Source organism: Marinobacter goseongensis, assembly GCF_023156235.1.
Classification (GTDB): Bacteria; Pseudomonadota; Gammaproteobacteria; order Pseudomonadales; family Oleiphilaceae; genus Marinobacter; species Marinobacter goseongensis.
Genome location: NZ_JAKZAI010000040.1, coordinates 1 through 11,621, shown reverse-complemented (window position 1 = coordinate 11,621; position 11,621 = coordinate 1). Strand labels below are relative to the sequence as shown.

13 protein-coding genes are annotated in these 11,621 nt (G+C 51.7%); 2 read left to right on the top strand and 11 right to left on the bottom strand.

Annotated elements, in window-relative coordinates; all coding sequences use genetic code 11:
- Positions 1 to 64: 64 nt before the first annotated feature.
- From MLC70_RS17685 to ssb, 5 genes are all read right to left on the bottom strand, one after another.
- Positions 65 to 1,039, bottom strand: coding sequence for a hypothetical protein (locus tag MLC70_RS17685; RefSeq protein WP_248185734.1), 975 nt, complete (start codon positions 1,037 to 1,039; stop codon positions 65 to 67).
- Between the two features lie 107 nt (positions 1,040 to 1,146).
- Complete coding sequence (locus MLC70_RS17680) at positions 1,147 to 2,058, bottom strand: RecB family exonuclease (protein WP_248185731.1); 912 nt, start codon at positions 2,056 to 2,058, stop codon at positions 1,147 to 1,149.
- 9 nt (positions 2,059 to 2,067) lie between these two features.
- A complete protein-coding gene (locus MLC70_RS17675) occupies positions 2,068 to 2,250 on the bottom strand; it encodes a hypothetical protein (RefSeq protein WP_248185716.1) in 183 nt (60 codons plus the stop codon).
- A gap of 88 nt (positions 2,251 to 2,338) precedes the next feature.
- Positions 2,339 to 3,100: a hypothetical protein gene (locus tag MLC70_RS17670; RefSeq protein WP_248185714.1), complete on the bottom strand. Its 762-nt coding sequence runs from the start codon at positions 3,098 to 3,100 to the stop codon at positions 2,339 to 2,341.
- A gap of 97 nt (positions 3,101 to 3,197) precedes the next feature.
- A complete protein-coding gene (gene ssb / locus MLC70_RS17665) occupies positions 3,198 to 3,680 on the bottom strand; it encodes a single-stranded DNA-binding protein (protein WP_248185713.1) in 483 nt (160 codons plus the stop codon).
- Between the two features lie 268 nt (positions 3,681 to 3,948).
- Between ssb and MLC70_RS17660 the strand changes: the two genes are divergently transcribed.
- On the top strand, positions 3,949 to 4,668 hold the full coding sequence (locus MLC70_RS17660) for a hypothetical protein (protein WP_248185710.1): 720 nt from the start codon (positions 3,949 to 3,951) through the stop codon (positions 4,666 to 4,668).
- 39 nt (positions 4,669 to 4,707) lie between these two features.
- Here MLC70_RS17660 and traN read toward each other — a convergent pair whose 3' ends face one another.
- Genes traN through MLC70_RS17645 form a run of 3 tightly spaced genes read right to left on the bottom strand, consistent with a single transcriptional unit; the run spans position 4,708 to position 8,920 of the window.
- A complete protein-coding gene (traN, locus tag MLC70_RS17655) occupies positions 4,708 to 6,642 on the bottom strand; it encodes a conjugal transfer protein TraN (protein WP_248185709.1) in 1,935 nt (644 codons plus the stop codon).
- A complete protein-coding gene (locus tag MLC70_RS17650; protein WP_248185707.1) occupies positions 6,639 to 7,616 on the bottom strand; it encodes a TraU family protein in 978 nt (325 codons plus the stop codon). Before MLC70_RS17650 ends, traN begins: the two co-directional genes overlap by 4 nt.
- Complete coding sequence (locus MLC70_RS17645) at positions 7,613 to 8,920, bottom strand: TrbC family F-type conjugative pilus assembly protein (protein WP_248185706.1); 1,308 nt, start codon at positions 8,918 to 8,920, stop codon at positions 7,613 to 7,615. The genes MLC70_RS17650 and MLC70_RS17645 overlap by 4 nt, the downstream gene beginning before the upstream one ends.
- Positions 8,921 to 9,485: 565 nt before the next feature.
- Here MLC70_RS17645 and MLC70_RS17640 point away from each other — a divergent pair.
- The gene (locus tag MLC70_RS17640) at positions 9,486 to 10,040 is read left to right on the top strand and encodes an HNH endonuclease (RefSeq protein ID WP_248185704.1); all 555 of its coding nucleotides are present in this window, start codon (positions 9,486 to 9,488) and stop codon (positions 10,038 to 10,040) included.
- On the opposite strand, the gene lepB is transcribed toward MLC70_RS17640, so the two are convergent.
- The 3 genes from lepB to MLC70_RS17625 are packed head-to-tail and all read right to left on the bottom strand — an operon-like array spanning position 10,037 to position 11,557.
- Positions 10,037 to 10,552, bottom strand: a complete 516-nt coding sequence (gene lepB / locus MLC70_RS17635; RefSeq protein WP_248185702.1) for a signal peptidase I — start codon at positions 10,550 to 10,552, stop codon at positions 10,037 to 10,039. The two genes, MLC70_RS17640 and lepB, sit on opposite strands and share 4 nt — an antisense overlap.
- Complete coding sequence (locus tag MLC70_RS17630; protein ID WP_248185700.1) at positions 10,527 to 10,931, bottom strand: hypothetical protein; 405 nt, start codon at positions 10,929 to 10,931, stop codon at positions 10,527 to 10,529. Before MLC70_RS17630 ends, lepB begins: the two co-directional genes overlap by 26 nt.
- 8 nt (positions 10,932 to 10,939) lie before the next feature.
- Positions 10,940 to 11,557 carry a TraG/VirB4 family ATPase gene (locus MLC70_RS17625; protein ID WP_248185698.1) on the bottom strand — a complete coding sequence of 206 codons (618 nt, stop codon included), beginning with the start codon at positions 11,555 to 11,557 and terminating at the stop codon, positions 10,940 to 10,942.
- Between the last annotated feature and the right edge of the window lie 64 nt (positions 11,558 to 11,621).

The window sequence follows — 11,621 nt, the reverse complement described above, 5'->3', positions numbered from 1 at the left end:
TTTCTTGATCCACTTGTGTACCCACGATGGTATCCTTTTGAAAAGATTACTCACTCGTGGGCAGTTACACAATTTGGTTTACAGGCTCTCTGTCGTCAGCAAACCACTTTTCTGCGCTGGTTTTTTTGCAAGCGCCCGCCAATCGCATAACGCCACCTAGCTGAGGATCATAGGCCGCCTTACACGAAAAGTATCGATTGTTAACCCTGCGAAGAACATGACCACCTATTTTGTTCCAATGACTGGATTGTTTGCGAGCGTATTTGAGGTATGCCTTAGTTACAGCATTGGCAACCTTACGCGCTTCCGGCTCGTAGCCGGCCTCTGCTGCCTTGGCCGGTAAAGCATTCAAACTCTTTTGGTAAAGAGCCCAGAGTCTCTCGGCTTCCCGACTTTGATCTTTAAATGCCCGAAATGACTCATCCATCGAGCCTTCAGCGGCCATAACCATTAACTTTGAGACAACGTCGGGGACTGACCTGGCAATCTGAAGAACGACGCGATCATTCAACAATAGCCCCGGGGCCAGCAATGTTAAGGCGGTCTTTGTATCCGGCCGATCCAGATTTTGTATATCAAGGGAAAGGCTGTCTATGCTAACAAGCCCATAACGCATGGCAGGCCCCAGGTATTGGACGTATCTAGCTGCCTGGCGCTGTTCTTTGCTTGCGTTTGCGATGACCACATCGTCGATCAACCATTTTTGTACATTCCACATTCCGTAGATTGACAACGGAAAAATAATTGCTGCGTTCAAGACAAGCCTTAGCACGACCGCCGTTGTGGCATACTGATTGAGAGGTAAACGCCCTGCACGAGCGGCGAATATCATGAGCCCTAACCCTATGCCGGAAAACACTCGCCCAAAAACCTCAAGATCGTCAAGCGATGCCTCCGCCTCAGTCGCGCCGGTGGCCAAGTTCAGCAAACTGGCGTTAAACCCCACCTCTGCCACCACGTATATGACCTGGAGAATAATGACCAGCACCAGTGGCCAAAGAATAACGGGGCGTTCATTATAAAATTTGCGAGAAAACATGAGCCGTGCGCCTTGGTATCAGTCGTCCTTTCGTATTTTCCATATTATCGGATAACTGCAAGCATCCAATAAAAAACCCACCAGCTCAGAAAGCCGGTGGGTTTTCGTTACAGCGCGTCAGCCGCCGCCATCAACTCATCCATTCCATTGTCCGTGTCGGACGTAGAAAATATGAGCCCGGATTTATCTCCGCGGTGGCACAAGCCGACGTAGTCACACATCGTACAAGGTGAGTTAAACGCCATTCGGGGACGCTTAGGGAATACCCCAGCTTCAACGTCCGCAGCCATCGCCTGGATCTTCCACTTCAGATCGTCGATGTCCGAGTCCGACCGAGCATCCACCAGAATCGGTGGCTCCCAGGTCGGGCCCTTTCCGGTACGTGAAACTTTGCGCTTAATCCCCTCAAAAAATCCGACGCGATCCACCTTTTTGCGACCGGTGAAGGCCACAACGCTCGGATCCTCCAGCAAGAGCTGGTAGCTTGTCAGCTGCTCGGAAGCCGCTGCAAACACCTCGTCAGAACTTTGAGCGGGCGTTTTGATATCTGGGACCACCACACGATCCTGCGCGTCTACGGCAACCACATCAGGTTGGCCAGATAGCACGACACCGGGACGAATTTCGGTTTCCAGACGACGTTCCACCATCGGCATACCATCTTTATCCATCAGCACCTTGAGACCGCTATCGGTCCAAGCCGCAGGAAACGACGTGACCAAAGCCTCCCCCATCTTGAAGAGGTCTTCGGGCAGCTTGTCCTGCGGAAAGGATACGATTTTAGTATCCAACGCTTTCTGGAATCCCTCACGGAAGATATCCGCAATAGAGACAGTCTTGCCGGTGGAATCGGCAATCAGCCAGCTGGTACACGCGTCATGGACAGCGGTGCCAAACGGAAGGTTCACCGAAGTGGTTTCAGTGCGAATACGATCAACATACTGGTACTTATAAGCACGCGGACAATCGTCGTATTTCAGCACGCCGGATGGCCGGACTTTCATGAAGACATTCGACATGAGAACTCCTTACGCCACGTTGGCAACGGTTAATGGGATCAGTTGTGCTTTGCGAACACGGACGTATCCGCCAGCGGTGAGCTGTACTGTTACCTTCAGAAGGTGACTTCCAACCCGGGTCTGCCCGTCAAACCAGCCGTTTCCAGTGGGTACCAGATCGGCCAGCTTCATTTTCTTTATGAGATCAAACATGACATCGCTCCAAATGGTGAAGGGATGCCACGCCCCACGGGGACGAGAACATCCCCGGATGGGTGGTTTTAAAAGGTTGCGTTGACGATCAGCCTGCGCGCTTCAATTCCTGGATAGCCGCTCGGGCTTCCTGGTTATTGCGCACCTGCGGTACAGGTACACCTTTGCCGCGTGCAAGCTGGTTAAGAACCGTGATCAGTTGAGACTGAATGGGCTCCGCCGGCACAACCTCTTCGAACTCTTCTTCAACAACGGGTTGTTGAACTGGAGCTTGAGGGGTCGTGGAGGCCGGTTCGTCGTGTGTTACTGCGGATTCTGCATTGGCGTCTGCTCGCGCAGACTTAGGCGCAGAAACGGGAGTTTCGCTCTTCTTCGGCTTCCGGCGAGGTTTATTCGCCTTTTTGGTGTCCCAGTCAGACGCTGTGACGCGAAGGTTCTGATCATTTAGATCAGCCTCGCCATCGATGTCGAGAAGCTCGCCACCGAAACCACAAGCGGCCATCAGGCGTTGGAATGCCGCTGTCTCCCCACACTCCCAATCTTTGTAGCTGACAACCACCTTAGCGGAGGATGCGTTCGCGATCAGATCACTGTTGTGATAGAGCGCGGCTTCAAAGATGACCGTGTTGGACAGCTCCGGCAGGCCAGCCTCATAGATGGACTTACCTTGATTGATCGCAGCCTCATAGAGTCGCGTCAAACCGGGGCATTTCTCAACGTAGGTGCTGTGGCTGCGGACGATGCGATAGCCCTCGTCCAGCGGAAACGCTTCAAGAAAGGCTGGCAGACGCTCAGACACTTTCCTGTAATCAAACGCTTCGCCATTGGGTTTAAGAACAGTGATACTCATAGTCAGGCTCCAGGTTATAGACGCAAAAGTCCCTGGAGGCGACGGCCTCAATCAGGGACTAGCGAGTCCCTCAATTGAGGGGGGTGAGATTAATGGCTTAGTGGTTAGGCATGTCGTACGCGAACGGGTCTGACTCGTAGTTTGCCGGAGGAGCTGAGTGCCCACCGGTCGGCATACGGTTATGACCGTTCATTGACGACTGAGATTGCTGTTGCGGGCGCTGTCCGGCGTTATCCTGTCGAGCATCGAGCAGAATAATTTCACCGTTCATGTCCACAACAATTTCGGTGCTGTAGTGCGTGGTGCCGTTTTTGTCGTCCCATTTGCGGGTTTTAAGTTTTCCCTCAATGAACAAACGACTGCCCTTTCTCAGATAAGGTGCCAACGCGTCGGCTACCTTCCCAAAAAGCACCACTTTGTGCCATTCCGTCTGCGCGACGATCTGGCCGGTGTTGCGATCCTTATAGGACTCATCGGTAGCAAGGGACAGATTGATCACTGTGTTGCCAGATCCAGTAGCACGGATGTCCGGATCCTGACCGACGTTGCCAATAAGTTCGACTTTGTTGCGTGATTTCATGGGATATCTCCAGGTTGATTGACGACTGCGGGATGCAGAGTCGAGGTTAGACACTCAAAATGAGCGGAGAACGCCGAAACGCTCCCAACCACCACGGGCTGGTGGCCTGCCATATTGTTGCCAGAGGCAACGAATATGCTCCTAGTGTGCCATTGAGAAAGCGCTCCATTTCACAACAAGAGGGCCGTTTTTCCGTGTCTTCTTGTGAAAGACGCCCTCCAAAGTCGGGTAACGTGAACGGGCAAGTCAAACCAATGGGAGAACAACTATGGCCACGTCAGTAGCCGCTGAGGCGAAACCCGCCCAGAATCAAACCAGCCGTGCAGGCTTTAAACGAAGTGTCACGCTCAATACCCCAAGCGCTCAGCGTGCGCTCAAAAAGTATTTCGAGGTGATGAACGCGAATCTGTACAACATCACCGTCAGTCTGCCGATCATGGTGGACAACGTAGAGTTGGTAGACGAATTGCTCCAAGCCGTCTCTGACTCTATTGAAGGGCTCGAAGAGAGCATGAACAAAGAGGTAGAACGTCTCACCGTTATGCACAAGGAATACGCGGTGAAGCAAGACCTCGAGTACACCAACCCACAGACATTTGATGTGCTTTGTACCAGCCCGGAAGCTTCTCGGATGCTGGATGCACTGGTCCACATGGACAAGATTTGTCAAATGCTGGACGCGCTCTGGATGGCACAGGTGCTGACTCTGCGTCAGAAGTTGGATGTCGATCGACGGTGGTCCGAGGCAATGCGCAAGCAGAGCAACCGATTCCGGCATAATGCGGAACGGGCTCGTAAGGGGCTCAAAATGATGGATCAAGCCAAGGCGGAAGAAGACGCGCCGACCGACATTGACGGCGACACGCCTCAGGTAAGCTCCAGAAAGTCTGAAGAAGGTTCCGAAGCGTCCTCAGAAACGGGTGCGAACATATCCTCTGCCAGCGAACAGACACCGCAAATTGCTGCGAAAGCGCAGGCCGCTGGCTAACAAAGCTCCCCGGCCATGTCCTGGTCGGGGATTTCCTCTTTATTGCCCTTTAAATGGATCCTTTTTGATCGGAAAGCCCGGGAGCGGTTCAGGATCGCGCTGTGGGTTCAACAGGTTTTCGTTGACCTTAGCTGGATCCACACTAAGTCCAGGGGCGTCTGCGGCCCCCGCCTCAAGCATCATATCCGCCCATTCACTAAGATCTAGGCCGTTCCAATCGAGCGTCTGAATTTCGTTTATCGTTAAGCCTCGGCAATTGCCATAGCCTGGTCCGCCAAATGAACGGCCAAACTGCGGATTCGCCTGTTCCATAATGATTCGGCCCAGCGGCGACTCCCAAGAGCAGTAGTGTGAATCGCGTCGAATACAAAACTTAAATGGCCCAGATCCCGCTTTAGCACCACATCGCCGTCCAAGATAAACGCGAGCATCAACGGTGCTTGTTGTGGCAAGCTTCATCTCATCTTTATTACAGGGAACCAAAAATTGAATAATCCCTTTGGCAGCATCAAAGAACGTGTTCACCCCGTCCTTGAACATTGCTACAGAGAAGTTAGCCCCGGCTTCAACGATACTTTTTATGTAGTCATCAGACTTGATTTTATTCTCGCCCGAACCAATGTCGCAGCAGTCCCACAGCGCTTGGAAACCGTTATGCCCTTTTCGACACGCCAACTCCTCCCCTTCAAAAACCCGACACGTTTTGGGATCCTCAGGGTCTGAGCACTCCATGTGTGTGGCGATAGCCTGCACGGCGCTTAACATAGCCGCGGCTTTTCCAAAGTCCGGGTTGGACTCTTCAACCTGGTTAAAACACGAGCCGTCGACGCAGTAGATATCGTCGTCGGTGCCACAGATAAGCTCTGTTCGAGTTACATCCTTTGTTTTCTGAGATCCGGGCACCCGGCACTCATAAACGAGCTCTTCTTCGACACACTGCTTTCCGAAGGGGGTGTCCTTTTCAGTGATACAGTTGATCGATGCCAGGTTGCAACCGGCAAAGTTCTGGTTCTCGCAGTTGTTCTCAGGCTGTACAAAGCTGGTTATTCCGCCAAAACTCACTGAACCACCAGGTGCTGGGCACTCGACGCTTCTAACCTTAATCCGGGATGACAAATTATTACCGAAGCCGCCTGGCGGCATACCAAAACTTTCATAGATTGGCTTTCCGGTTTTATAGTCTATGGGGAACGTTTTATTAACGTTTGTTTCTCTACCGTCCCCATCATTAATAAATGTAAGCGAGCTTGGGGCAAACGCATACACATCGTATTTACACCCCCGTGCTTCAAACTCCTCCCGTTGACGAAGTATCGTGAGGCACTGTGCATCCCCCTTCCATGGCTCAGAATTGTTGGTGTACGAAAAAGGGTACCCATAACGCGTTTTTTTATTGGATAGCATGCTCAGCTTTCGTGTCACCTCACACGATTTCAGGACGAGCTCGGAACTCCGGAGGCACGATCGCCTCTCGGTCCGCGCCTTACGGGTAATAACGGTTTTCGTGGTTGTAACTTCTCGACACCCCCCGAAGACACTCTCAGCGCCAAACTGCAGCAACTGCCCTTCTGATATCAATCCACCGTCTTCGTATTCGGACAAGTCGATGGACTCTACACGAGGTTTCGCTTCCTTCATCGAATTCATAATGTCGGAGTTGTACGACTTGCCCTGCACCATCTCGGTACCGCCAGTGCCCAACGCCGGATCCAAGCCGCGCGTAATGGCGGTACTGTCAGACCCGGCCCTGGACTTCAAACGCTCCACCAGCTGTTTATCGCCGGCGTCCAAATCGCCAAACCCCGCAGTATCCTGATCGATCTTCATCCCGCCGAACGAGATGCCGTTTTCGCCGCCTTGCATTGAGTTACGAACCGATGCTGCGGCTGCCTCAGCCTCATCCTGAAAGTTCTCGCTCTTAACGGGAGCCGCTACCAAAGCACCAATTACAGCAGTAAGAAGAAGTCGCCTCATAACGGCTCCACGCAGCAGTCATTCCAGCGCCATACCAAATTGAGGTAATTTTGATTCGTAAGCTGCTTTCGGTGCATACCCCAACGATAGGAGCTCTCTCCAATCCAATGGTTGCCTGTACTTTCCGCCAACGGATGAAAGTGTTGAAGCTTGTATTGGTTTTTAGGCAGAACCGGCCAGATACTATTCCGACAACTATCGCCCATTGTCTTTCGGGCCTGCCCTAATCTGTGCATCACAGCGATCAAACGTGTTGCTTGCAACCCTGTTGTATCGGCGGCACTGGTTGGATCCTCTATGCTGCCAGTGAGGGGGTAAATGGTGCCCCAACTACCTGCACACCAGAAAAGCTGCTCGATAGGCTGTGTTCCGCCCACACCAGTCGTAGCTGCCTCGGCTGAACATGCCATCACCGCTGCAGGGTTCGCAAATAGCATGGTTTCGGGATTCAGGACTAACCCTAATAAGTCGTTATTCCAGGTCGGGAGTACCTCAGTTGCCTGCAATAGATCCATAGATACGCTCTCATTGCACCCAGCAACAAGTTGCAGCATTTCGGCGATTGGGAATGAGTAATAATGCAAGTGGCGGAATGCTTTCTTATCGCCTGCTTCGGCCCCCATATTGGAGTTCCCCAGCGCACTAGAGTCACCTAAGGGGATCATAATGCCACCCAGTGATGGCTGGCACCCTGGTATTTTTACCGCCTCTACGATGTGTGTTGGAAACCACGCTCCGTAGGTAACGCCTGGAATGATGCTGTTACACGCACAAATTGGTGCATCTACCGAACCGCGCGGTGCGCTGCCACCAACGTCCACACCAGCAATCTTGATCGGGAGCATGCATGACCAACACACATCGTTTACCAGCTTTTCAAAAACATTGATGGGCTGACACACGTTATCCGAGAAGGCATGCGCTAAAGAGGATGTCAGAAAAAACACCAACCCTATTAAATAGGCTTTAATCAATTGTCCTCCTCGCTCTTTGAAATGAGCACTTCGGTCAGGGTCATCACCTCACCGGACTGAACAAGCCGGGACGGCACTCGTTTGAGTTGAAAGCGGGAAATCACGGTTCGATCGGTGACCTTCAGATCACCCCCGGGCAACTGCGCATTAATAGCTCTCAAGTTATCCCAAGGTGAATCCAAGCTGCCTTTGGGTATGTGTGTTGCCAAGTAAACCGGCATCAGCCCCTTACCCAGACTTTTTTGGCCTTCCGAGGCTGCCCACTCCACATGCCCCTCCATGTCTGGATTGAACACCAGAATCGTCTGACGAAGATCAATCGCACGAAGTGGGTTGAACTTCGTACCCTTTTTCACGATCAACTCACCATCCAGTCCCCTGACATCCTCGTCAGCACGGATAGACATATCGACGGTAAACGATGCTGTCTTCTGAGCTTTGGGGAGAGTGAATCGGGGCTGATGGTCAAAAAAGCGGTTATTGGCATTGCGCATGATCTCCTCACCATCCAAAGCCGCTGCTCGTCGCTTCATCTCATCAATCAGATTGACCTCAACAACCTCGAAGACCTCTCCGAACGTGCCCAAATCACCCGTTTGTCCATCTTGGACTTCGCTTCTAAGGAACTCAGCGTTTGGCAGTCCAGACACCCGGGCCACGGGTGATCTACCGTCATAGTGGACAATGGTTGGAACCGTCGTAACAGCGTTGTCACTAAACAGGGTGGGATCGATGAAGACACTGGGTGCCACGCCATCGAGGTCGGCGCCGTCAATCAGGTTTTTCAGAGCCAGTACGGTTTCTGGAATAGAGGTTGTGCCTGGCAGTAAGCCTCGAACAACGCCGACGGTGTCAGGCGTTTTCTGAATGGTTAAAAGCGCCTCTCGCAACTGGGCCCTTGGTAACGAGCTGCTGATGAACACAACAGTTGTCTCTGACCGGCCATGAAGCAATGGAGATGCAGTGTCACCGGTGGCCCTACGTTCCTGCATTAACTGCTTCGTGGCCTCAATCCGTTCTTTTGAGAAGCGCCCAAAGCCTTCCAATTGGTCTATCCCCTCGGACGCGATCCGCTCGAACGCCTCTGTATTGATGCCTTCCAGCTCATCTCGAAATTGCTCAACGTCTATAGACCGGACCTGATTAATCGTTTCTTCGTCCAAGTACGACGCTGCGTTTTCCTGAATTGATCGGGCCTTCTCTTGAACGGCTGAAAAATCAAACGGTTCTTCCGGTGTCTGAGCGACTGCCCCTAATGAGGTGAACGTCAACAACAAGCCAAAAAAAGAAAATCTACCAGGCATGAGAATCCCAAAGCGCGTACGAATACACCTATGGTATTCCGCCCAGCCGGCGGCGTGTCACAGAATCATGGGTTTAAATCGGGGTTTAAAAACTAATCTCTACGTCGCAGCGAGTTGTACGTTGTACTTGAGTGGAGCATGTTATTCTTTATATCCAATAAAAGCATTTAGCGAGGCAAGAGTGGGGAGCCGAGGGTTTAGAAATCTAGCCACTGAGTACCTAGACAGAGCGAAAAACGATCCACAGTCTATGCTAGTCATCTACCAATGTGTCAGAAACATTTCACGCATCCATTATGCTCACTGGGAGCCGCGGCTGATTACTCCTGGTCACGCTTGGTTAGAACCAATGATGAAGTATTTGGACATATCCTTCGTCAAGTTAATGCGCGATCTATGGAAATGCAGCTCGATGGATGCGAGCGTTTCGAAATTGTCGGAGACAGTTATACTGGATCTCGGGTATCCATGCGATGATGCAGACGCTTCTCAATTAGAGCTTAGGATTGAGTCACCGTTGTTTATGAAAGCTGCGCGTGATTACGTGTGGTTCTGCCTTCGGAACATGATCTACGCCCACAACAATATTTGGCTCATCCGGGGCCAAAGCCCGGAAAAAAACTTGGGAGACCTTGAGAAAGAAGACGCTCTATTATTTCAAGGCCTCCTAGATCTCAGGCACACCACAGTAAAAGTTTACAAAAAAGTTCGAGTGAGCCGACGATTTTTGCGTTCTCTTGACACCATAAATCAACGTAATGAAGCGGCAGAGCTTGGTCTTTTACAAACGGCCCAGAGAAACAACGATTACAGAAGATATTCTAATAATCGAAACTTCATTGGCACGCTCAAAACAGCCATCCTGGAACGTGACCAACATCGGTGCCAAGCCTGTGGCTCGACGGCGTCAGAGCTTGGCGAACTACATAGATTGGAGATAGACCACAAAATTCCTTGGAGAGTTGGCGGAAAAACAGTTATGACCAACGGCCAGGTTCTTTGCACAGGCTGCAATAATGGCCGCAAAAGATACCTTCACTGGGGCTTACCTCATGACCCCTGGCTTAAAAAGGTTCTCAAGGCCTGGGATCATTCCAAGGATGAGGTTATCCTTGATTAATATATAGGTACAGCGACTCCAACGACTTGGTCAGCATGGATGAAACCCCAGTATCGAGAGTCGAAGCTGGACTCCATAGAGCCCATACCAAAGTAGTTTCCCTCGCTGATTTGCAAAACACGAGTAAAATCCGCTGCTGACCGTCCATCGAGTTTATCCAGCAGGTACAACCCGCTGCGGAAGCGTGGCTGATCATTGATACGGGTCACAGTCTCGGAGACCTCAACGGTATCACCCGGCATGCCGACCGCTTGCTTCACCGCCAGCTCACCATCCTCAAGCGCCGGTTGCATGCCGCGTGCCCGAAACGCCACCAGATCGTTTCGTTTTGGGGTTTTGTTCTGAGTGTCGACAATGAAAAGCCGCCACTCAAAGCATGGCTCCGCTTGTCGATCAAAGGTGATCAGATAACGAGAATTAAAATAGCTGACACCCACCACCAAAACCAACGCCAGCGCAGCGCTTTTGGCAAAGAAGGCTTTGCGCTCATTCAAAAAGGGGGATAATTGCATTCGCTGGCACAGCCACCGTATCGGAGCGCATCAACACCGCATAGCCTTTGGCTGCATAATCCCGCGCAAGCTCTGCAGCTTTGGTTCGTACCTGATCTGGCGTCAGCTTTTGACGTACGACTTCGGGATCGTTCATGTACAGCTCCATGTCCATGACAACGATGCCCTGGATGGGAACAACAGACCGATCAATGGGGCCAGGCGTATCGATGGCTTCAGCCTGTCGCTCTGGTGTTTGCAACTCAAGACCTAAAATGGCCGGATCAATACCCAGCCGGTCAACGATAAGCTCTTTTCCATACAGCCACGCTACGACACCAGCGCAAACGAGCATTAAGAACAGATTGGTTTTACTGATGCCTCCAGTCGATTCCGCCATGTTGCCTCCTAGACTCCGTAGCCCTGCGAACGTTCGTATTGCACGATACTGTCGATGGCGTCTTTCAAGCTCAGGCCGTTTCTCATCAGCTCTTCGATCTGGGACACCTCGTTGGGATTAGTTGAGTACATCAACTGCTGGAAGCGAGATACAATCAGACGTCCGATACCTGCCCCCGCATCCGTCAAAAAGAAAATTTCTGAGTAATGACCTGGACGTGTGTGTACCGTTTTGAGCAGGTCGTAACCTGCATTGTTCAGCGGTAATCGCTGTTGCTGGCGGATAGAGTCAATGGTCTGCCCTTTCTGCTTGAGCAACATGGTTGTCGCAGAGTTCTCGGCAATGGCCGCGCCAGAGGATGTGTTATAGAGATCATTAATCCCCTGGGTGATGGTTATCGCACAGCCGTTGTACTTCCGGAATCGCCGGTAACCGGTTTCGACGAAGTCACCCACCGCCCCTGAGTCAGACCCGATCAACGACCACGCTTCATCGATGATCATTACCTTGCGTTGTTCTCGGGTGCCCAGGTACATCTCTTGCTGGATTTGGTAGATCAACTGAAGCAATACAACGCGCTGGAGCTCAGGCTTGGCCTTTAACTGTTCCAGCTTGTTAGTGGCCAATTAAAATGACCCACTACTGGCCATTAATTTTGACCCACCTCCGAGTGGCCGTCAGGCCACAGAA